The organism is Denitraticella aggregata, from assembly GCF_048158365.1.
Classification (GTDB): domain Bacteria; phylum Pseudomonadota; class Gammaproteobacteria; order Burkholderiales; family Rhodocyclaceae; genus Azoarcus_F.
This window is the reverse complement of record NZ_JBLLNL010000001.1, coordinates 675706-696796: the sequence shown is the minus strand read 5'-3', so window position 1 is coordinate 696796 and position 21091 is coordinate 675706. Positions and strand designations below refer to the sequence as shown.

19 protein-coding genes are annotated in these 21091 nt (G+C 61.2%); 4 read left to right on the top strand and 15 right to left on the bottom strand.

Features of this window, described 5'->3' with window-relative positions:
- Positions 1–132 precede the first annotated feature (132 nt).
- The gene (gene tyrS / locus ACKVEX_RS03355; protein ID WP_473214263.1) at positions 133–1329 is read right to left on the bottom strand and encodes a tyrosine--tRNA ligase; all 1197 of its coding nucleotides are present in this window, start codon (positions 1327–1329) and stop codon (positions 133–135) included.
- Positions 1330–1388: 59 nt separating this feature from the next.
- Here tyrS and ACKVEX_RS03350 point away from each other — a divergent pair, with 59 nt between their 5' ends.
- Positions 1389–2756, top strand: a complete 1368-nt coding sequence (locus ACKVEX_RS03350; RefSeq protein WP_473214262.1) for a peptidoglycan DD-metalloendopeptidase family protein — start codon at positions 1389–1391, stop codon at positions 2754–2756.
- A gap of 81 nt (positions 2757–2837) precedes the next feature.
- Here the strand turns inward: ACKVEX_RS03350 and erpA are convergent, their stop codons facing one another.
- From erpA to rplM, 4 genes are all read right to left on the bottom strand, one after another.
- Positions 2838–3188: an iron-sulfur cluster insertion protein ErpA gene (gene erpA / locus ACKVEX_RS03345; RefSeq protein ID WP_473214261.1), complete on the bottom strand. Its 351-nt coding sequence runs from the start codon at positions 3186–3188 to the stop codon at positions 2838–2840.
- A 121-nt stretch (positions 3189–3309) separates the two neighbouring features.
- On the bottom strand, positions 3310–4338 hold the full coding sequence (gene argC / locus ACKVEX_RS03340; RefSeq protein WP_473214282.1) for an N-acetyl-gamma-glutamyl-phosphate reductase: 1029 nt from the start codon (positions 4336–4338) through the stop codon (positions 3310–3312).
- A gap of 281 nt (positions 4339–4619) precedes the next feature.
- Entirely contained in the window at positions 4620–5012 is a 393-nt protein-coding gene (gene rpsI, locus ACKVEX_RS03335; protein WP_473214260.1) for a 30S ribosomal protein S9, read from the bottom strand.
- Positions 5013–5028: 16 nt separating this feature from the next.
- The gene (rplM, locus tag ACKVEX_RS03330) at positions 5029–5457 is read right to left on the bottom strand and encodes a 50S ribosomal protein L13 (RefSeq protein ID WP_473214259.1); all 429 of its coding nucleotides are present in this window, start codon (positions 5455–5457) and stop codon (positions 5029–5031) included.
- A gap of 526 nt (positions 5458–5983) precedes the next feature.
- Between rplM and ACKVEX_RS03325 the strand changes: the two genes are divergently transcribed.
- Positions 5984–6403 carry an OsmC family protein gene (locus ACKVEX_RS03325; RefSeq protein WP_473214258.1) on the top strand — a complete coding sequence of 140 codons (420 nt, stop codon included), beginning with the start codon at positions 5984–5986 and terminating at the stop codon, positions 6401–6403.
- Between the two features lie 64 nt (positions 6404–6467).
- Here ACKVEX_RS03325 and coq7 read toward each other — a convergent pair whose 3' ends face one another.
- From coq7 to ACKVEX_RS03295, 6 genes are all read right to left on the bottom strand, one after another.
- Positions 6468–7085, bottom strand: a complete 618-nt coding sequence (coq7, locus tag ACKVEX_RS03320) for a 2-polyprenyl-3-methyl-6-methoxy-1,4-benzoquinone monooxygenase (RefSeq protein ID WP_473214257.1) — start codon at positions 7083–7085, stop codon at positions 6468–6470.
- 72 nt (positions 7086–7157) lie between these two features.
- Complete coding sequence (locus tag ACKVEX_RS03315; RefSeq protein WP_473214256.1) at positions 7158–7673, bottom strand: CNP1-like family protein; 516 nt, start codon at positions 7671–7673, stop codon at positions 7158–7160.
- Positions 7674–7765: 92 nt separating this feature from the next.
- Positions 7766–8353 (bottom strand): DUF3501 family protein, encoded by a 588-nt coding sequence (locus tag ACKVEX_RS03310; protein WP_473214255.1) that lies wholly within the window; start codon positions 8351–8353, stop codon positions 7766–7768.
- A 24-nt stretch (positions 8354–8377) separates the two neighbouring features.
- A complete protein-coding gene (locus ACKVEX_RS03305; RefSeq protein WP_473214254.1) occupies positions 8378–9715 on the bottom strand; it encodes a heterodisulfide reductase-related iron-sulfur binding cluster in 1338 nt (445 codons plus the stop codon).
- A 130-nt stretch (positions 9716–9845) separates the two neighbouring features.
- Positions 9846–10268, bottom strand: a complete 423-nt coding sequence (locus ACKVEX_RS03300) for a rubrerythrin family protein (RefSeq protein WP_473214253.1) — start codon at positions 10266–10268, stop codon at positions 9846–9848.
- Positions 10269–10467: 199 nt separating this feature from the next.
- On the bottom strand, positions 10468–11004 hold the full coding sequence (locus ACKVEX_RS03295; RefSeq protein WP_473214252.1) for an RNA pyrophosphohydrolase: 537 nt from the start codon (positions 11002–11004) through the stop codon (positions 10468–10470).
- A 242-nt stretch (positions 11005–11246) separates the two neighbouring features.
- On the opposite strand from ACKVEX_RS03295, the gene ACKVEX_RS03290 reads away from it, so the two are divergent.
- Both ACKVEX_RS03290 and ACKVEX_RS03285 read left to right on the top strand, forming a co-directional pair.
- Entirely contained in the window at positions 11247–12968 is a 1722-nt protein-coding gene (locus tag ACKVEX_RS03290) for a proline--tRNA ligase (protein WP_473214251.1), read from the top strand.
- A 13-nt stretch (positions 12969–12981) separates the two neighbouring features.
- A complete protein-coding gene (locus tag ACKVEX_RS03285; RefSeq protein ID WP_473214250.1) occupies positions 12982–13647 on the top strand; it encodes a lytic transglycosylase domain-containing protein in 666 nt (221 codons plus the stop codon).
- A gap of 211 nt (positions 13648–13858) precedes the next feature.
- Here ACKVEX_RS03285 and ACKVEX_RS03280 read toward each other — a convergent pair whose 3' ends face one another.
- From ACKVEX_RS03280 to ACKVEX_RS03265, 4 genes are all read right to left on the bottom strand, one after another.
- A complete protein-coding gene (locus ACKVEX_RS03280; RefSeq protein WP_473214249.1) occupies positions 13859–14497 on the bottom strand; it encodes a bactofilin family protein in 639 nt (212 codons plus the stop codon).
- 239 nt (positions 14498–14736) lie between these two features.
- Positions 14737–16188, bottom strand: coding sequence for a metalloprotease TldD (tldD, locus tag ACKVEX_RS03275; protein WP_473214248.1), 1452 nt, complete (start codon positions 16186–16188; stop codon positions 14737–14739).
- A gap of 91 nt (positions 16189–16279) precedes the next feature.
- A complete protein-coding gene (locus tag ACKVEX_RS03270; RefSeq protein ID WP_473214247.1) occupies positions 16280–17113 on the bottom strand; it encodes a carbon-nitrogen hydrolase family protein in 834 nt (277 codons plus the stop codon).
- 20 nt (positions 17114–17133) lie between these two features.
- On the bottom strand, positions 17134–20946 hold the full coding sequence (locus ACKVEX_RS03265) for a YhdP family protein (protein ID WP_473214246.1): 3813 nt from the start codon (positions 20944–20946) through the stop codon (positions 17134–17136).
- Positions 20947–21091 lie beyond the last annotated feature (145 nt).

Here is a 21091-nt window from a genome sequence, read left to right as displayed (position 1 = left end):
GGCGGTCGACAAGCTCGAAAATCAAAACCCCTCGAGAATCACCCAGTCGAGCCACTCACGAAGATCCCGTCACCGCATGCGCAATCGCTCCACGCGAGGCGCCCCAGAGGCCCGAACACTACGAACCACGAGCTAAGCAAGGACCACCGACGCAAACTTTCGCTTGCCAATCTGCAAGACGACCGTCTGGCCGCTGTGCAGGACCAGACCCCGGTCCTCGACACGCTCCCCGTTGAGTCGGACGGCACCCTGACTCAACATCCGGATTGCCTCGGACGTACTGGATGTCAGACCTGCCTGCCTCAGGACCTGAACAAGCGCCATTCCGTCGGTACCCACCGGCACTCGGACCTCCGGCAGATCGTCCGGCAGGACTCCTCTACGAAAACGCGCTTCGAACTCTTCGAGCGCCTCCTTTGCAGCGACAGCGCCATGGAAACGCCCCACCAGTTCCTGCGCAAGCATGACCTTTGCGTCCCGGGGGTTGAGCCCCTCCCCGACCCGATCCTTCAGGCTCGCGATCTCGCTCATCGGCCGGAACGACAAAAGCTCGAAGTATCGCCACATCAGATCGTCCGAGATCGACATCAGCTTGCCGAAGATCTCCCGCGGGGGTTCCGCGATCCCGATGTAATTGCCGAGCGACTTCGACATCTTGTTGACGCCATCGAGCCCCTCGAGCAGCGGCATCGTCAACACGCACTGGGAAGGCTGACCGTAGTGCCGCTGCAACTCGCGCCCGACCAACAGGTTGAATTTCTGGTCCGTGCCGCCAAGTTCCACATCGGCGTGCATCGCCACCGAATCGTAGCCCTGGCAGAGGGGATAAAGGAACTCATGAATCGCTATCGGCTGGTTCGCCCCGTAGCGCTTCGAAAAGTCATCACGCTCGAGCATGCGGGCGACCGTATGGTGCGATGCGAGCCTGATCATCCCCGCCGAGCCGAGCGCCTCCATCCACCTGGAGTTGAAACAGATCTCGGTCCTGTCCGGATCGAGTATCTTGAATACCTGGTCTTCATAGGTGCGCGCATTCTCCTCTATCTGCTCTCGCGACAGAGGCGGACGGGTGCTGTTCTTGCCTGACGGATCCCCGATCAAGCCGGTGAAGTCGCCGATCAGGAACATGACCCTGTGTCCGAGCTCCTGAAAGTGTCTGAGCTTGTTGATCAGGACCGTGTGACCGAGATGAAGATCCGGAGCCGTCGGATCGAAGCCGGCCTTGACCCTCAGCGGCCGACCGGAAGCCAGGCGCTCGACCAGTTCGGATTCGAGCAACAGTTCCTCCGCACCACGCTTGATCAGATCGAGCGCAGATTTAAGTTCCATAAAACCCTCCATCCTCTACGGCCTTGCACAAAACTTTGTTAGACTCGTAAAAATTTTTTTTGCCAACTAAATCACACGCGGACTCAAAATACATGCAGGCACAAAATCCCCGGATTCTAGCCGAAGCACGACGCGATTACCCATCCATGCGCAGAGTGGCGATTATCGGCAGCGTCTTCACGGTCTCACTGCTTGGCGTCGTCGCGGCCACGGCGGTGGTACCGGGTCAGGAGACCGTGTCGTTCTCACCCGAGTTGATCATCGAACGGCTCGGTAGTCCCGAGTTGAAACTCGTTGCGCACAGCGAACTGCCTTATGTATTCGACGAGCGGATTCATCCCGGCGACACGATACAGGCGATCTTCAGAAGACTCGGTATCAACGATTCGGAGGTTTTGTCGTTCCTGATGACCGACAAGGACGCTCGCACGGTACTTACCCAATTGCGCGCAGGACGGTCTGTCGTTGCGACAGTCGAACCCGATGGATCGATCCGCTCGCTGAACATCCCGATCGGTCGCGGCGCCGAACGCTTCATCGTCGAACGTACGCCAGCCGGCATCGAAGTGACCGGACGCGATGTCGCGAGTGTGGACACAATCGTCGAAATGCGGTCGGGCACGATCACTCACTCGCTGTTCGGCGCGACTGACGCTGCCGGAGTTCCCGATAGCGTCGCGAGCCGCTTCGCCGAGATATTCGGGACTCAGATCGATTTCTCGCGAGACCTTCGCGAAGGCGACCGTTTCAGCGTCGTCTACGAAACGGTCTACGACAATGGCGTCCCGCTCCGGGCTGGCCGAATCCTGGCGGCCGAATTCGTGAACCAGGGCAAGAAACACACCGTGGTGATGTACCGCGAAAGTGACGGAAACGAAGCGTACTACACCCCCGACGGGCGTGGTCTGAATCAGGCTTTCCTGCGCTATCCGCTCGAGTTCACGCGCATTTCATCGAGCTTCGGGCGACGCATGCACCCGATTCACCGCAGTTGGCGCAGTCATAACGGCACTGATTTCGCCGCGCCATCGGGCACACCGATCATGGCGTCCTCGGATGGGCGAGTGAACTTCGTCGGAAGCCAAAAAGGCTATGGCAACACAATCATCATCCAGCACAAGGACAATTACTCGACGCTGTACGCGCACCTGAAAGGATTCTCAGGCGGCCTAGCAAAGGGGCAACGCATACGCCAAGGCCAGGTCATCGGCTATGTCGGCATGACAGGATGGGCCACCGGACCCCACCTGCATTATGAAATCCGGGTGAACAACAAACCACACGACCCGATGCAGATCGCGCTACCTGCGGTTCAACCGCTGGACAAGAAGGAACTCGAAACCTTCAAGGCCGAGACAGGGACGATGCTGGAACGGTTGGCACTGCTCAACTACCAGTCTGAAGATCGCGTCGCCAGCGCTAACTAAGCGCATTGACCGTTCCGAGAGCAGGTAAAAAGGGGAGCAACTGCTCCCCTTTTCGATGCTACCCGAGTCAGAACGTCGCTGTCATGCAGAGAAAGATGAACCGCATCCGCAGGTGCTGGTGGCATTCGGATTCCGAATCACAAACTGCGAGCCCTCCAAACCTTCCGAGTAGTCGATCTCCGCGCCGACAAGGTACTGGTAACTCATCGGATCGACCAGAAGCGTCACGCCGTTCTTTTCGAGCGCCGTATCATCTTCGCTCACCTCTTCATCGAAGGTGAAACCATACTGAAATCCCGAACAACCGCCGCCGGTCACGAAGACGCGCAGCTTGAGCGAGGGGTTCCCTTCCTCGTCGATCAACTCCTTGACCTTGCTTGCCGCACTGTCGGTAAAGACGAGCAACTCCGGGGTATCAACTGCTGTATTCATTTTCTTTCCTCTCTGGGGAAGCCAGGGATGCTCTGCTGAGCAAGCTGGCAGTCATGCGTCAAATATCTCTTGTCGTAGAACTATGGCCAGTTGACATCGTATGAACGACAAGCGTTCATTCTCAGGGACTGACCGGCACAATGTCCAGTCCCGTCGCTTCCGGTAGCCCAAACATGATGTTCATGTTCTGCACGGCCTGGCCCGCCGCCCCCTTGACCAGATTATCGATGACCGACAGCACGACCACGACGTCTCCACCCTGTGGTCGATGGACCGCTATCCGGCACACATTACTGGATCGAACCGAACGGGTTTCGGGATGCGTACCAGCCGGCATGACATCCACGAACGCCTCGTTGCGATAACGCTCCTCGAATATTGACTGGAGATCGACGTCACGCTTCAATCGCCCATACAGAGTGGCGTGAATTCCACGAATCATCGGTACGAGATGCGGCACAAACGTCAGCCCGACCGGTTCGCCTGCGACGGCAGCGAGACCCTGACGGATCTCAGGAAGATGTCGATGTCCCGACACACCATAGGCCTTGAAACTGTCGCCAGCTTCGGCAAACAAAGTATGCACTTCGGCCTTACGGCCCGCGCCGGAAACCCCCGATTTGGCATCCGCGATCAGACTGGAGACGTCGACCAGGCCAGCCTCGACAAGTGGCAGGAAGCCCAGTTGCACTGCCGTCGGATAGCAACCCGGATTGGCCAGCACTCGAGCCTGGCGAATCCTGTCGCGATTGACTTCTGGAAGGCCATATACAGCCTCATCGACCAGTTCGGGGGCGGCATGCTCCATTCCATACCACTTCTGCCATTCTTCAATGTCTCGGATTCGAAAGTCGGCGGCCAGATCGATGACGCGTACGCCAGCGTCGACCAGTGCGCTCGCCTGCTGCATGGCGATGCCGTTGGGCGTTGCAAAATAGACCAGATCACAGGCCTCCAGATGCGCCTGCTGAGGCGTGACGAAGGCCAGGTCGACCCATCCGCGCAGGCTCGGAAACATGCTGGCCACCGGGGTGCCCGCATCCCCTCGCGAAGTGATCGCGGTCAGTTCCACTCCCGGATGCCGCGCCAGCAGTCTGAGCAATTCGACCCCGGTGTAACCGGTTCCACCCACCACGCCAACCTTGATCATCATTCGTTCCTCCCCAGCAGCCGAAAGTCACCTTCGGATTATCGCATCGTCGTTCGCTCGACAGCCATCCCAAATGGGAAAGGAAACTCTCCGTCTGGCGAGAACACACTTCTCACGATCAAGACTTGTTTCCCACAGTCGGCGCCCAGGCGGGGGCTGCATTTCACCTGGTTCGCCGTGAGCGACGTCCGGCGGACATTGTCCCCGCGGGAGCGCACCCCTTGCCGGGCGCACCATGAAAAAACCGCCCGAAGGCGGCTCTTGAACCCACGCGCCGAAGCTTAGCGCTTGGAGAACTGCTTGCGACGACGCGCCTTGCGCAATCCGACCTTCTTACGTTCTACCGCACGCGCATCACGCGTCACGAAGCCGGCCTTGCGCAACGCACCCTTCAGTTCCTCATCGTAGTCGATCAAAGCACGAGTGATGCCGTGCCTGACCGCACCGGCCTGACCAGATTCTCCACCGCCCACGACGTTCACCATGATATCGAACCGGTTCTCGTTCTCCGTCAGCACCAACGGCTGGCGAACGATCATCCGCCCCGTCTCCCGGGAGAAAAACTCGTCGACCGGCTTTCCATTGACGACGATATTGCCAGAGCCCGGCTTGATGAAGACACGGGCGACTGCGGTCTTGCGGCGACCGGTACCGTAGTTGTAACTAACAGCCATTATCATCGGGCTCCTGTCAGATCTCGAGAACTTTGGGCTGCTGCGCGCTGTGCGGATGCGCGGCACCCGCATAGCACTTCAGCTTTTTCAGCATGGCGTAGCCAAGCGGCCCCTTCGGCAACATGCCTTTGACCGCCTTCTCGAGAACCCGCCCGGGAAAACGCTGCTGCAGCTTGGTAAAGTTTGTTTCATAGATGCCACCGGGATACCCCGTGTGACGATAATATTTCTTGTCGGTGGCCTTGTTGCCGGTCACGCGAATTTTCTCGACATTGACCACAACGATGTAATCGCCGGTATCGACGTGGGGCGTGTAAATGGTCTTGTGTTTGCCGCGCAGACGACGAGCCACCTCGGCGGCGAGCCGGCCAAGCACCTTGTCCGACGCATCGACAACAAACCAGTCGCGTGTGACTTCATGCGGCTTGGCAGAAAACGTTTTCATTCGAATCCTCGATCTTGTCCGGCCTCGCGTAACGGCCAAATAAACGGAAAGCTCGTGATATTAATGGAAAAAAGCGTCCACTGTCAAACATTGGAGGCAGATCGCGAGTTTAAAAAAAAAACGCAGCCCAGGAAGGACTGCGTTAAATCCACACCAAAGGAGGAGGGTGGAGGAGACACCGTGTGGATCGAGGCTTACAACCGATCGCGATGGAAATGATTATCAGGAAACGGAGCGAACAGATCAAGTATTTTTTTGTGCATCGCACTACAATTGTTTTGATCAAATCATAAAACAGATTAATATATGCTTAAACTATTGTTTAACATATACTTTTTGAAATTCATAACTCAGTTCAGACAACCCTTTCAATAACGTGGAATATTCCCAGACGTCATTCTCATTGCGACGCATCACCGCATTCACGCGGTGCATGCCCAAACCCGACGCGGGGCGGATCCGATAGAATTACTGATCAACCCAGAGACAATGCCCACTTCGAGGCACTTCTTGATGAAGGACGAACATGGAATGCACGGTGAAATGGACGGACGGCATGAGCTTCATCGCCGAAACGGGATCGGGCCATCTCGTGCCGATGGATGGCGCTCCAGAGGCAGGCGGGCGGAATCTGGCACCTCGCCCGATGGAGCTCATGCTCGCAGGTGCTGGCGGGTGCAGCGCCTTTGATGTGGTGCTTATTCTGAAACGCGGCCGTCAGGACGTCCGCGACTGTGAAGTGAAGGTTTCTGCAGAGCGTGCTGAAACCGACCCAAAGGTGTTCACCCGAATCCGTTTTGATTACGTCGTTCGCGGCAAGGCCTTGAGGCCAGAAGCAGTCGAACGAGCAGTCCATCTGTCTGCCGAAAAGTATTGCTCCGCTTCCATCATGCTGGCCAAGACCGCCGAAATCACCCATGACTGGGAGATTGTGGAATCCGACTGAACCCTGACCTCAGGCGTCTGGTCGCAGGGAACCCTGCACCAACCCCAAGACCAGCCCGATCCCTTCAAACTCGATAGGAAACGCTGGTCATGACACGGGATGCGAACTTCATCCCGACCTTGATCGGAGCCGGAAGATCCCTGCCGCCAAGGTGGATCGCGGTATCGGCATGTCGCGCCTCGTCCTCCTTCATCTGCTCCAATATGGCACGGGAGCGCGCATCCTCCGTTGGAATGCGATCGAGATGGCCCTTGAGGTGCGCTTCGACCTGTCGTTCAGTCTCGGCCAGAAACCCGAGATTCCACCGATCACCAAGCTTGCCCGCAAGCATGCCGATCGTCAGCGAACCGAGATACCAGACCGGATTGAGCAGGCTCTTGCGTCCACCCAGTTCCGCAATGCGCTTTTCCGTCCATGCAAGATGTTCGGTCTCTTCGCGCGATGCCTGTTCGAGTTCATGCCGGACTGATGCATCCTTGCAGGTCAGCGCCTGCCCCTGATAAAGGGCCTGCGCACAGATCTCACCGACGTGGTTGACCCGCATCAGGGCTGCCACCTCCTCACGCTGCACGTCCTCCATAGGCATGTCCGCCAGCTCGTTGCCTGGCTGAGCACGCATAGAGGACGCCGGTGCAAACACCGTCCGCAGGGCTCGGTCGAACTCAATGATCGCTTTGTCCATCTACCCCTCACACATGCCGGGAGGTTCCGTCGCCGCCCACCACGCATCACACGCGACAGGCGCATGCGATGGTCAGGGCGTCAAACGACGCCCCCCCGCGCGAAGCCTTCGCAGGGCCGCGTCCGTCGAACGCGGCGCCGACGGGCCGTCACAGAAATAGTCGAATGCCAATGCCGCCTGGGGTCGATTGCGCTGATCGGCGGAAATATGCTCCCACGACGACCGGCGCGCTGGCACCCACTCACCGTCCGCACGCCCGAGCGCGTAGATGCGTCGCTCTGCGCTTTCACAGCGGATTCCCTCGAAGCTCACGTTGTGGGCTCCACCCGCAGCACGGATGACCAGCACATAACGAATCACCCCATCCTCCCCTACAGCGAGACTGCTCTCGTCAAGGAAGAAACGGTTCGAAGACGTAGCGCTTACAAAAAACTGCCTCAACGTCGCTTCAGACGGCGGCGGTGGCAGGACGTGCTCGCTCTCGCGCCAGTTGGGATCGGGCCCTGAAAACAATCCCTGCGCCGACGCCGCTGAGGAGATGGCCAGCGTTAGCGCATACAGCAAGAGGAACGATGTCTTGAGCAACATGTGCAAGTCAGAAGCCTCCATCCCCACCCTGCCCCGTTTCCGAAACGGGAATGCTGCCATCGCCAAACCAAGGCGACGAAGGCTGGCAGATATCAGACGATATCGGCAACCAGCTCGGCCAGCGTCTCCGGCGGCAGGGTATCGATATGCATAGGATACTCCTTGTGATCGCAGCCGACCTTCATTTGTGCGCCCGACTTCAGCGCACGACACATCTCGGGGGTGAGTTCGAAGCGCAGAAAGTGCACCGCCGAAGTCTTGTCTTCGGTGGTGCGCTCCAGATCCTCGTCCGCGATCGCATAGACCCGCTTCTGACCCTCGACCTCGACGAAGATCCGATGCTCGATGCCGCGCATGCGCGCCAGCGCGGCCCGCCGCTCGGACTCCGCGGTGTACTCGATCATCATCGTGACCTTGAAATTACTGCCATCGGGCACCAGCGGATTGTAGGCGTCGAGCTCTTCCTGTATGCCCTCGGCCTCGAAGATACGCTCCACGCGCAGCATCTCCTGCACCTGGTAGCGCATCAGCTCTTCATTCTCGAAGATCAAGGTCACATGCTCGCCCAAATGAACAGTACGGCGCTTTCGCAAATCGATGATCCGTTCGCGGATCTGCGGCCGCGATTTATGATAGCTTTCCAGCGAAAGCAGGGAGTCGGTCGTGATCTTTGCCATCATCTTCAATCCTTCGATCCGGTTCTTTCAGAGTCCGTAGGCCTTGGCCAACAGCGACAACGGATGGCGCATCTCGGCCTGCTTCATGCCGGCCTCCTCCATCCCCTGAGCGATGTGATGCCCCGCCAGTTGGCAGTCCGAACTGATGTAGTCGGGCTCTGCTTCACCCATGGCCCTGAACACAGGACGACCGATCTTGATGGCGGTCGCGTGAAATTCCTTCTTCACACCCCATGTTCCCGAGTGGCCCGAGCAACGCTCGACGACCTTGACCTCGGTATCCGGGACAAGGGACAGGGCCTCGGCGGTTTTCTTGCCGACGTTCTGCACACGCGAGTGACACGGCACGTGGTACCCGATCTTTCCAAGCGGCTGCTTGAAGTCGGTCTTGAGCAAGCCATCCTTGTTCCTGGCCACGAAGTACTCGAACGGATCCCACATGGCCTCCTTCACCGCCTGCGTATCGGCGCAATCCGGGAACATCAGGGGCAACTCCTGCTTGAACGTCAGCGTACAAGATGGAATCGGCGTCAGGATCGCGTAGCCGTCACGCGCGAGCTTCGCGAGCTGTGGAACATTCAACTCCTTGTTAGCCGCCACTGCATCGAGGTCGCCGAGTTCGAGCTTCGGCATGCCGCAACAGGCCTCCTTCTCTACCAGCACGAACGGAATATCGTTGTGGCGCAGGATGTTCAGCAAGTCCTGCCCGATACCAGGTTCGTTGTAATTGATGTAACAGGTCGCATAAACAGCCACCTTGCCCGGCGTGCGCTCGCCGTCCACCACTTGCTTCGCATCCGACTGCCCGGCGATCGAGCGGAACTTCCTGGTCGCGTACTCGGGGATCCACGCCTTCTTGTCCACGCCCAGCGCAGACTCCATTACGCCGCGCATCGCCTTGGTCTTGTTGACCGCATTGACGACCGGGGTAACGATCGGAATACCCGCGAACTTTCCGAGCCTGTCGGTGGACGACAGCAGCTTGTCGCGGAACGTCGTCTCGCCCTTTCTGTGCTTCACAGCCTTGGCCCTGAGCATCAGGTGGGGGAAATCGAGATTCCACGGATGAGGCGGAACATAGGGACACTTGGTCATGTAACAAACGTCGCACAAGTAGCACTGATCGACGACTTTCCAGTAGTCCTTCTTGGCCACGCCTTCGACTTCACCCTCTTCCGTCGCATCGACCAGGTCGAAAAGCACGGGGAAGGAATTGCACAGACTCAGGCATCGCCTGCATCCATGACAGATGTCGAAGACGCGCTCGAGCTCCTGATTCAGTTTCTCCTCGTTGTAGAACTCGGGATTCTTCCAATCGAGAGGATGCCGGGTAGGTGCTTCAAGGTTCCCTTCGCGAACGCTCATGGACGCTCCTGCCTATGTTGGTGTGCATTTCAAGGGAAGACCGCAATGCTCCAGATGCGATGCTCCAGATGCGATGCGGCAGAACAGCCCCGGTCAGGGGCAAGCCCTGGCCAGGGCGACGCGATACGGGTCAGTCGACCAGCGCGTCCAGGGCTTTTTGATAACGATTGGCGTGCGAACGCTCGGCCTTGGCCAAGGTTTCAAACCAGTCGGCGATCTCGTCGAACCCTTCCTCGCGGGCAGTCTTCGCCATACCCGGATACATGTCGGTATATTCGTGGGTTTCGCCCGCCACTGCAGACATCAGGTTGTCGCGGGTAGCACCGATCTTCATACCCGTTGCCGGGTCACCCGAGGCCTCGAGAAACTCGAGATGACCGTGAGCGTGGCCGGTTTCACCTTCGGCAGTGGAGCGGAAGAGCGCTGCGACGTCGTTTTGACCTTCGATATCGGCCTTGTTCGCGAAATACAGATAACGACGGTTCGCCTGGGATTCTCCGGCGAACGCTTCCTTCAGACAGGATTCAGTCTTGGAACCTTTGAGTTGAGGCATGTTTCTCTCCTGTTGCGCGAAATGGTGAGTAGGACCGGGATAAGGCACGCTTAAACGGACCGCACCCAGCCGATACACTTTAGCCTAGCAGGAGCGGTGAATGAAAATTGCGTTTCGCTAATGCCATCATAGACAGTTCTTATCGAACGCTCCGGCGATCACAGTGCTAGGCAATGAGACCCGCACGCACCGGAGGCGCTCAGGTCTGAATCTGACGGACCGCTTCAAGCTTCCGATAGGCATCGGGCGGATCCGGCGGCCGGAGGCGGAACAGCACCGAAGACAACTCGGAAAGCGCTTGCTGATAGACCTGCCGCTTGAACTCGATGACCGCATCGAGCGGCACCCAGTACTCACTCCAGCGCCATGCATCGAATTCCGGATGTTTGCAGGCGCGCAGACAAACGTCGGTGTCACGTCCGACCAGGCGCAACAGAAACCAGATCTGCTTTTGCCCCTTGTACGTGTTCCGCCATTCACGACGTATCCAGTGCCTGGGTACGTCATAGCGCAGCCACCCGCGCGTGCGACCGAGAATCTTGACATGCTCAGGACGGAGCCCTACTTCCTCGAACAATTCCCGGTACATCGCCTGCTGAGGCGACTCGCCATGCTTGATGCCACCTTGCGGGAATTGCCACGAATGCTCACGAATCCGCTTGCCCCAGAATACCTCGTTGCGTGCATTGACCAGAATGATGCCGACGTTCGGGCGATAGCCTTCACGATCGAGCATGATTGAACCCTTGATTCAAAAAATTAGGTGAATTTTTCCACACTTACGTGCCCTTGGAAAGGCCGGACGGTCGGCGGGTTCCCCGCCATCGTCCACTTGTGACGCTTCCGGGTACGGCGACTTGTCGGAATGTGTACGATCCGACACACCATCGGGCCCCTGCAGCGCACTCGGAACGCATTGACCGTGCCGGCACTGCTAAAATGGAGCCCCATCCATTCAGCCTCGCACGGACGTCCAGCATGCTCGCCAGCCGCTTCTTCATTTCCACCCTCAAGGAAGCCCCCTCGGACGCGGAGGTCGTCAGCCAGAAGCTCATGCTGAGGGCAGGGCTGATCCGCAAGGTCGCCGCCGGAATCTACACCTGGATGCCGATGGGGGTGCGCGCGCTGCGCAAGGTCGAGGCCATCGTGCGGGAGGAAATGAACCGCGCGGGCGCGATCGAGTTGCTGATGCCCGCCGTCCAACCCGCCGAGCTATGGCAGGAATCTCAGCGATGGGAGGCGTATGGACCGGAACTGCTGCGGTTCAAGGACCGTCACGATCGCGATTTCGTGATGGGTCCGACCCATGAGGAAGTGATCACCGATGTCGCGCGGCGGGAACTGCGCAGCTATCGGCAACTTCCGAAGCATTTCTATCAGATCCAGACAAAGTTCCGCGACGAGATTCGTCCTCGCTTCGGCGTGATGCGCGGACGCGAGTTCACGATGAAGGACGGGTATTCCTTCCATGCGTCGTTCGCCGATCTGGAGCGTGAATACCGCAACATGTACGACACCTACCACAGGATCTTCACGCGGCTAGGGCTGGCTTTCCGCGCAGTCGCCGCGGACACCGGATCGATCGGCGGCACCGGTTCGCATGAATTTCACGTCATCGCGGAAACCGGTGAAGACGATATCGCCTGGTGCCCCGAATCCGACTACGCGGCCAACGTCGAGTTGGCAGAGGCCGCCGGGCCGGGCCGGGCTCGACCCAACCCGTCCCGCAGTCTCGAGAAGATTCACACGCCCGGGGTCAAGACCATCGCCGAGCTGGTCGATTTCCTGAGGATACCGGCGGAAACCACGGTCAAGGCGATCGTGGTCGAGAGCGACGAGGAGTCGGGCGGCGAGCCGGTATTGATGATGGTACGCGGGGATCACGAACTCAACCCGATCAAGGCGCAGAAAATCGAGGGCATCCGCAATCCGCTGACCTTTGCGAGCCAGGAAGCGATCCAGCAGGCGTTCGGCGCGAACCCGGGTTCGCTCGGTCCGATCGGGTTCAAGGGGCGCGTGATCATCGACCGTAGCGTGGCCGCGACCGCCGACTTCGTGGTTGGCGCCAACGATGACGAGTGGCACTACCTCGGCGCGAACATCGGCCGCGATTTCGAACAGCCCGAGGTCGCAGACCTGCGCAACGTCGTCGCCGGCGACCCGTCGCCCGACGGCAAGGGTACGCTCGAGATCTGTCGCGGCATCGAGGTCGGACACATCTTCCAGCTGCGCACCAAGTATTCGGAAGCGATGAACTGCAAGTTCCTGGACGAGAACGGGCGCGAGCAGTTCATGGAGATGGGGTGCTACGGCATCGGCGTGACCCGCATCCTCGGGGCTGCGATCGAACAGAACCACGACGCACGCGGCATCATCTGGCCACGTGCGATCGCTCCCTTCGAAGTCGTCATCTGCCCGGTCGGCTGGAGCAAGTCCGACGCGGTCAGGGCGGAAGCCACCCGCATCCATGCAGCGCTGATCGACGCCGGCATCGACGCGATTCTCGATGATCGCAACGAACGGCCCGGCGTGATGTTCGCCGAGTGGGAACTGATCGGCGTACCCCATCGGCTCGTGATCGGCGACCGCGGTCTCAAGGACGGCCTGATCGAATACCAGGGGCGGCGCGACATTGAGGCCTTGTCGGTCCCGGCTAGCCAGGTCATCCAGTTCCTGTGCGATCGCATCGCCACCTCCTGAGCGCTCGCCATCCATGGCCCCGGCCACCCACAAGAGACTGATCCGCACCTTTGGACGAAAGACCTTGCGGACCTTGGCGCTGGGCCTGGTCTGCACCAGCGCCATCGCGGGGCCACAACAATACGAGCCGATGTCGGCAAGCGTGCGTGCATCGCTGCACGCCGCGGTCAGTGATCACGGCGTCCGGGCGGCGTCCGCCCGACGCTCGCCGGAACTGCAGCACTGGCTCGACGCGATGTCCAAGCAGCTCGCCCGCTGGATTCCGGATGCGCGCTATCGCGAGGAGCTGCTGCTGACAATCGATTATGAGGCTACGCGTGCCGGACTCGACCCACAGTGGATTCTCGGCGTAATCCAGGTCGAAAGCGCTTTCCGCAAATATGCGGTTTCCAGCGCTGGTGCGCGCGGCTACATGCAGGTCATGCCGTTCTGGGTCGACGTGATCGGCCGCCCGGAGGACAACCTGTTCCACCTGCGCACCAACCTTCGCTATGGTTGCACCATCCTGCGCCACTACCTCGACATAGAGAAGGGAGACCTTTTCCGTGCGCTCGGGCGCTACAACGGTAGCCTGGGCCGGCCCGCTTATCCCAATCTTGTGCGCGATGCATGGGCCAGCAACTGGAACTACACCCCGCTGCAGCTTGCATCCGAGGATGCATCCGTCGGGGCGAACTGAGGCCGTCCGCAGAGACCGAGCCCGACGACGGGCTGCAAGGTCGCGCAAGCACCTGAATGCGTCATGCTTCTCGAAAGACCAGACTCGAGGCATCGCGGCTGAACGGCAGAGCGAGCGTCGCCCCGGTACCCGACGCCCTCAAGCGCGTCATGGTGACCCTACTGCGCTGACCCATGCGGGATTCCCTTCAGGGGCGTCGACGGAACCAGGCCTACGCGACCGTATCGGCAGTCTTGATGCTGCTGATCGATGACACTGGTTCGGACGTCTGCGCCTCCCTGGCCTTGGGCGGCGTGCTGTCCAGCGCACGGATATCGCCCGAAATCTGACCGCCTTCCTCGATGAAGATCTTGCCGTACCGGATCTTGCCACTGACCCGTCCGGTCGCATGGATGATGAGCTGACTGCGGGCGGTCAGTTCGCCGTCGAACTGACCGTGGATCTCGGCCACATCGATACCCACCGTGCCCGCGAAGGATCCGTTTTCGGCGATCCTCAACACACGGCTGTCCATTGTCGCCTCGACCCGACCCTCGACGACCAGCGTATCGCAATCGAGAATCTCGGCGCCTTTCAGTTTCACGTTGGGGCCGACGATCAGTCGGCTCTCGCTGACCTCGCCGCTGTCGACCGCCTTGCTGCTGTGGTCGGCCTTCTGCGCGCTGGCGACACTGCTCACCGCGGACGAGAAAACCCCTGCGCCACTGGGAGCCGAAGGCTCTCGCAGCGTGCCGACCGAATCACTCTGCGCCGAGGACGCGCCGGTCGACTGCCCGCCGGAGAATGTGCGGCCGCTCCGAACCGCCTGAGGTTCGGTAGCTTTCGGAAAAAGGTTGGGCTTGTTGAACATGGGATCTCCTTGGAAGTTTCCGGTTGAGGCGTGCGATCAAGCAGCACCCGGCTCATCGCCGAATGCAATGGCGGAAAATTCATTCGAATCATGTAATTGACTGAGACCCGGGGCAGGCATGCACTGCACGGTCAGCTCAAGGTGGCAAGTTCGAACGAATCTCGATAGTGTAATCCCGCGCGCGGCGAGCACCACCCGCGGGAAAGATCTTCTTACACACACCGGCCGAGCGGCGCGGGTCAGCCCGTGCCACCGACGGTCAGTCCATCGATCCGCAAGGTCGGTTGGCCGACACCGACCGGTACGCTCTGACCGTCCTTACCGCACGTGCCCACGCCTGGATCGAGCGCCATATCGTTGCCGATCATCGACACCCGGGTCAGCGCATCCGGACCGTTTCCGATCAACGTGGCCCCCTTGACCGGACGGGTCACCTGCCCGTCCTCGATCAGGTACGCTTCCGAGGTCGAGAACACGAACTTGCCTGACGTGATGTCTACCTGACCGCCCCCGAAGTTGACAGCGAACAGGCCCTTCTTGACCGATCGCAGAATTTCCTCCGGGTCGCGATCGCCATTGAGCATGTAGGTATTTGTCATGCGCGGCATCGGCAGGTGCGCGTAGGACTCGCGCCGCCCGTTGCCGGTTGGCGCTACGCTCATCAGGCGCGCATTCATGACGTCCTGCATGTAGCCAGTCAGCACGCCGTCCTCGATCAGCACGGTGCGTTCGGTACGGTTACCCTCGTCATCGATGCTCAAAGAGCCGCGCCGGTCCGGCAGCGTACCGTCGTCCACCACGGTGACGCCCTTGGCCGCAACCTGCTGCCCGATCCGACCGGAGAATGCGGAGCTGCCCTTCCGATTGAAGTCACCCTCCAGACCGTGTCCGATCGCCTCGTGCAACAGGATTCCGGGCCATCCCGGCCCTAGCACGACGGTCATCGTACCGGCCGGCGCCGGGCCCGCTCCGAGATTGGTGCGCGCCTGGTGGACCGCCGCGCGCGCATATTCCTGCAGGCGCTCATCGGAGAACCAGGCGTAGTCGAAACGTCCGCCGCCCCCAGCACTGCCCTGCTCACGACGACCGCCTTCTTCCATGATGACCGTCACCGAGACCCGCACCAGGGGCCGGACGTCTGCCGCCATATGCCCGTCATTGCGCACGACCATGACCACCTCCCAGGAGCCGGCCACATGGGCCATCACCTGGGACACCCTTCCATCCTCGGCGCGCGCCATTGCCTCGACGCGTTCCAGCAGGCGCACCTTCGCGGTATCGTCGAGCGAACCGAGCGGATCATCGGCGCGATAGAGCTGTGGTGCGCGCTGGCCCCGGGTGAGGGCTGCCGCACGACCGTTGCCGCCGTCGTCGGCGATCGCCCGAGTCGCCTGGGCCGCAGCCGTCAGCGCCGGCAGCGAGATGTCGTCCGAATAGGCAAATGCCGTCTTCTCGCCGCTGATCGCCCTCACACCGACGCCCTGCTCGATGCTGAAGCTGCCCGACTTCACGATGCCTTCCTCGAGACTCCAGGCCTCCGAGCGGTGATATTGAAAGTACAGATCCGCGTAGTCGAGCCGATGGCTCATCAGCGTGCCGAAGACCCGGTCGATGCCCGACTGATCCAGTCCGTGCGGACTGAGGAGATGGCTCTGTGCAACATCAAGGGGATTGCTGATCGATATGCTCATTGTTCATCCGGTTGAATCGTGAAAAGGTCTGACAGCCTCAGCGTCCAAACGATCGCCGACACCGACTTGCGCGCCGACACGATGGGTGCGATCAGAACTGGAGGCAGCGGTGCCGCAACGCGGGCAGGCTGGCCCGGATCGCGTCGAGACGATCGGCGTCGATATCACCCGACACCGTTCCGGGTCCCTCTGCAAGGCAGTCCAACACCTCGCCCCAGGGGCCCACGATCATCGTATGGCCCCAGGTCACCCGCCCCGACGGATGTCTCCCGCCCTGGGCCGGCGCCATCACGTAGCATTGATTCTCGATCGCACGCGCACGCAGCAGGACCTCCCAGTGAGCCTTGCCTGTCGTCCAGGTAAAGGCCGCCGGCACCAGGATCAGATCGACCTCTCCCATGCTTCTGTAGAGTTCCGGAAAGCGCAGGTCATAACACACCGACAGCCCGACGCGCCCGACCGGTGAGTCGAACACCGTGACGCGACTCCCCGCCTCGATCGTGGCGGACTCGTCATAACGCTCCTCACCCTTCTGGAAACCGAACAGGTGAATCTTGTCGTAGCGCGCGACACATTCGCCGGCGTCGTCATAGACGAGCGTGGTGTTGCGGACCTTGTCCGGCTCATCGGCAACCAGCGGTATCGTTCCGCCGACAATCCAAACCCGGTGACGCTGCGCTGCTTCGCGCAGAAAGGCCTGCAACGGGCCATCACCATCGCGCTCCCGGATCGCCACCTTGGCACGCTCATCGGCACTGATCAGCGCGAAATATTCCGGCAAAGCAATCAGGCGCGCCCCCGCATCGGCCGCGTCGGCAATCAGCATCCCGGCACGGCGCAAGTTGTCCGCGACATCCGGCCCGGACACGGTCTGAACCGCGGCGATGCGCCGATCTGCGGCGGAGGGTCGAACGATCTCGTTCAAGTCATGACTCCCAAGGAACATCATTCTGCCGGCTGCGCAGCGCCGGAGATTTTCTCGACCTTCGGATTGCTCCACGCGCCGGTGATTGCGTAGCTGAACGCGAACATCCGTTCGATCGGATCGCTGAGCATCCTTTGCGCCAGCAGCGCAACCACGCCGGCCACCGGATTGATCAGACCGGCCGCAGCACCGATCGCGACCGACTCGGACAGCGTGGGCTGAACGATGACGCGAAGGTCCTGGGTCTCCTCCGCCACGTTGGCGCTTCCTGTCACCCAGACCTTGGCGGCCGGACCGCTGATCTGCAGATCCTCCGTGCGCATCACGCCCGAATCCATCGAAATGCTACCGGAAATGAGATCGAAGGCGAACCCTTCGCTGAACACGTCCCGAAAATCCAGCGTCAGACGGCGCGGCAAGGACTGCAGGCTCAGGATGCCGAGGAGACGACCCACACCGGGCTCGAGTTTGCGGAACTGCCCCTTGCTCGCCTTCAACTCGATCGCGCCCGACAGCGAAGGATAGTCGATGCGCAGCGGCGTGCCACCCCAGGCGGCGCTGCCCTCCATGCTGGCGACGCCTCCGTCGATCACCGCGGGATACCCGAGCCGATCCAACAATGCCCCCGCATCGTCGGTCGCGAGCGCGAACGACAACTCGGTCCATGGCGTGGCTCCGGGTCGCCACCAGCCGGCGCCGCGCAACTGCCCCTGCTCGGCAGAGAGCGTCAGCGCATGCAACCTCCACAGCGCGCCCTCGTTGCTCGCATTCAGCTCGAGCCGCCCCAGATCCATGCCGCCCAGCGAGAACTGGTCGGCAATGATGTCGAGCGACGGTAACCGCCGAAGCGGTTCGGCGGCCGCGCGATCCCGCTCGGATGACGGCTGCGGCTTCTCGTCGCCGCCGATCTCCAGACGTTCGAAGCGGGCCTGAAGCGCTCCGCCGCCTCTGTCATCCCAGACGAAGTCGCCCTGAGCCCGCCTGCTCGACATTCGACCTCGCATACCCACCTCGTCGGCCGTCGCCGCAAGCGTGAAAGCATGCAGTTCCATATCGAAAACCTTGAGCCGCGCAATCTCGACATCGACCGCCCCGATCAGGCCGGCACCCGGGAGCGGCGCATCCGCCTCGTCGACCGACGCATCCGCATCGATCAGGTCCCGCCATGTATCCAGATCGAACTCGTCGAGCTTCGCGGACAGCATCAGGCCGCGTTCGGCCAGTTGAAGCGGCGCGAACAGACTCACTCCGCCACGCACGGAGGCCGCGCCGGATTCCAGCCGCCGCCGGAAGATGTCGAGCGCTCCCCGCCCCTGCAAGTCCGCTCGAAGCTGCGCGACCGCGCCGCGCTCGGTCAGATCGAGCGACAACGCCAGTGGCCACGCTTCGGTGGCGCGCTTGTTGAATGGAGCGGGGAGACTGGATGCGATACCGTCGAGCCCGCTTGCGACCCGCACGGTCACGGCATCCCTGAGAAGCTCGATGCTCGCGCTCCAGGCGGTGGAGCCGGACAGATGGGACAGCACCGGCCAGTCGTGTTGCTCGCGCAGCGCGCGCATGGCGATGCCGCCCGCGACCTCGAACCGGATGCCGCCTTCCGCACGGGTCGTCGCGTTCAGTCGCAGCGGCTCGCCCAGCGCACGCGCACTCGCGTCGCCGATGGTCAGCGAGTTTTCCGTAAATGACACCCGGCCTCGAGCGTCGGTGAGTGGCGGAAAACCCTCCATCAGCTCGAACCGGTTGCCGCTGAAGCGATACTCGCCCTTGACCGTGGCGTTCAGGATCTCGCTTAGCGGCAGCACCAGGGTCAGGTCGAGATCACCGCTTCCGGCTGCCCGAATGTGGTCGGTGAAGCCGCCGAGATAGGTGTGCAACGGACTTTCGGCGATGAATGCAAGAAAATCCGGGGTCGCACCCTGCGCTCGACCGGTGAGAGTCATGACCCCACCCTCCGGCGCACCGAGTCTCGGCACTTCGGCGATCACGTCCAGCAGTTCCACCCCCAGTATCCGGCCGCTGTCAGCCGACATGCGCATGCCCGACCCTTCGAAGCGGATCTCGCCGTTGATCCCCTCGATGGCCGGCCACAGCTCGCCGTAGCGCAGCGAGGCGTCACCGACGCGTACCGTCACCAGAAACTGCCCGCCCCGGCCCTCCTCGAACGGAAAATCCGCCAGGTTCCCGCGCAAACGCAGCCGCGCGTCCGGCACGGCACCAGCAATCAGCGCATTCCGCAGCCATTCGCGCGCACGGGCGTTCACCTGAAGGGGCATGTATCGCCACACTGCCGCCCCATCGGCGCGGGTCAGGCGCGCCGCGATGTCGATCTCGCCGCGCCCGCCGCCGACCGTCCGGTAGGTGCCTGAGCCGGAGCCGGCAGCATCCGGGTTCTCGAAGCGCAGTCCATCGAGCGAGAACGCCCACTCGGATTCATGCCGTGTCCAGCCACCGTCGGCCTGCAACGTCGAAAAACGCATCACCGGCTCCGGCAACACGCGCGGCATCTCTATCGCAGCATCGCGACTGTCGAGGCGAAAGCGGCCACTGACCTGGTCACCGTTCAACTCGCCCGATATCCGGTCGACACCCGGAATCGTCCCGGAAGGGCGCCATGCGATGCCGTCGAACTGCGTCCGAACCTTCCATTGTGGCCAATGCCCGTCCAGGTCTCGCCATTCCAGGTGCAATTCAGTCAGTGTCCCGGCCGGTCGGAGCGCTTCGATCCGACTTCGTGCGGTTTCAGCCAGTGGATAATGGGCAATCCATCCCGCCAGCACGTCCAGGTCGACTCTATTCACACTCAGACTGCCGCTCGCCAAAGGCCGATCGGCCCCCGACACTGCATTGAGCTCGAGCGTGAGCGGTACCAGCCGGATCGACTCGCCAGCGCGGATCTCGAGCTCGGACGTCGCCAGCTCGAAGCCATCCGATCGCGGACGATAGGCAATCCGTCCGCGCAACACTTCGAAAGCGAGCTCAGGGCGCTCGTCATCGAGGCGCAACAGGCCATCGACCATGGCGAGCTCGGTATCGATCGACATCAGTCGGCCAGCGTCGACATCGAGCCACGCGTGCAAGGACCCGAAGGCACCCTGCAGCACGGGCGGGGAAAACCATGGACGCAGTCCGGCCAGGTCGACGTCGTCGATCGCGACATGCACCTGGCCGGTCCAGTCGCTCGGATCGGAAGCGATCCCGCCGACGAGATCACCACGAATCTCGAGCTTTCCACCGATCTCGATCGGGGGTCGGGTGCGCACAGCGAAACGATGACGTCCGCCGACCGAGGTCAATCGCAGGTCGACTGAATCCAGTTCGAGGGCTGGTGCCCCGCGCAAGGCGTCCGTCCAGCGCACGCTTGCGTTCCAGATCATGACTTCGCGATGGCTCAATGCCCATCCGACAAAACCCGAACCCGCTGCCCCGGATCCGACCGGAACCCCGGCAACGAAGATTCGGCCATCGGCGTCCCGTCGCAGTCCGAGATGCGGGGCATCGACGACAAACTGATGGAAGCGGATCTGACCACTCAACAGCGATGACCACGACAAGACCGCATCGACACGCTCGAGTCTGAATTCGGTCGCCCCCTGCGCATCGAGCACGCTCAGACCCGACACATGAAAGCGTGGACGCAGGCCCTGCCAGTCCGCCGACAACGACTCGATGCCGACCGACATACCGATCGCACGTCCGAGCGCGCGTTCGATCTGAGGCCGATAGTCATGCACACCGGGGATGAAGACCTCCCGAATCACCAACAGCAGCAAGCCTGCCAGGAAAAAGGCCAGCACGAACACGTTCATCAGCATGCCGGTCCATCTCGAGGGCATGCGGCGCGGCGCGGCTGCGTCTGGATCAGACGGGAACGGTGGGTCGGTTGTCATCTTCAACATTGTAAGGCGGACCGTCGATCACACCGGGCGGCCCCGCCTTCGCTACAATCGATCGCATGGCTGCTCGGGGTCACCCGGATGC

What these genes read in the sequence shown, in the direction of transcription:
- tyrS (WP_473214263.1), bottom strand. Translation starts at nt 1,329, where the DNA reads ATGGAACTTAAATCTGCGCTCGATCTGATCAAGCGTGGTGCGGAGGAA.
- erpA (WP_473214261.1), bottom strand. Translation starts at nt 3,188, where the DNA reads ATGAATACAGCAGTTGATACCCCGGAGTTGCTCGTCTTTACCGACAGT.
- argC (WP_473214282.1), bottom strand. Translation starts at nt 4,338, where the DNA reads ATGATCAAGGTTGGCGTGGTGGGTGGAACCGGTTACACCGGGGTCGAA.
- rpsI (WP_473214260.1), bottom strand. Translation starts at nt 5,012, where the DNA reads ATGGCTGTTAGTTACAACTACGGTACCGGTCGCCGCAAGACCGCAGTC.
- rplM (WP_473214259.1), bottom strand. Translation starts at nt 5,457, where the DNA reads ATGAAAACGTTTTCTGCCAAGCCGCATGAAGTCACACGCGACTGGTTT.
- ACKVEX_RS03325 (WP_473214258.1), top strand. Translation starts at nt 5,984, where the DNA reads ATGGAATGCACGGTGAAATGGACGGACGGCATGAGCTTCATCGCCGAA.
- coq7 (WP_473214257.1), bottom strand. Translation starts at nt 7,085, where the DNA reads ATGGACAAAGCGATCATTGAGTTCGACCGAGCCCTGCGGACGGTGTTT.
- ACKVEX_RS03315 (WP_473214256.1), bottom strand. Translation starts at nt 7,673, where the DNA reads ATGTTGCTCAAGACATCGTTCCTCTTGCTGTATGCGCTAACGCTGGCC.
- ACKVEX_RS03310 (WP_473214255.1), bottom strand. Translation starts at nt 8,353, where the DNA reads ATGATGGCAAAGATCACGACCGACTCCCTGCTTTCGCTGGAAAGCTAT.
- ACKVEX_RS03305 (WP_473214254.1), bottom strand. Translation starts at nt 9,715, where the DNA reads ATGAGCGTTCGCGAAGGGAACCTTGAAGCACCTACCCGGCATCCTCTC.
- ACKVEX_RS03300 (WP_473214253.1), bottom strand. Translation starts at nt 10,268, where the DNA reads ATGCCTCAACTCAAAGGTTCCAAGACTGAATCCTGTCTGAAGGAAGCG.
- ACKVEX_RS03295 (WP_473214252.1), bottom strand. Translation starts at nt 11,004, where the DNA reads ATGCTCGATCGTGAAGGCTATCGCCCGAACGTCGGCATCATTCTGGTC.
- ACKVEX_RS03290 (WP_473214251.1), top strand. Translation starts at nt 11,247, where the DNA reads ATGCTCGCCAGCCGCTTCTTCATTTCCACCCTCAAGGAAGCCCCCTCG.
- ACKVEX_RS03285 (WP_473214250.1), top strand. Translation starts at nt 12,982, where the DNA reads ATGGCCCCGGCCACCCACAAGAGACTGATCCGCACCTTTGGACGAAAG.
- ACKVEX_RS03280 (WP_473214249.1), bottom strand. Translation starts at nt 14,497, where the DNA reads ATGTTCAACAAGCCCAACCTTTTTCCGAAAGCTACCGAACCTCAGGCG.
- tldD (WP_473214248.1), bottom strand. Translation starts at nt 16,188, where the DNA reads ATGAGCATATCGATCAGCAATCCCCTTGATGTTGCACAGAGCCATCTC.
- ACKVEX_RS03265 (WP_473214246.1), bottom strand. Translation starts at nt 20,946, where the DNA reads ATGCCCTCGAGATGGACCGGCATGCTGATGAACGTGTTCGTGCTGGCC.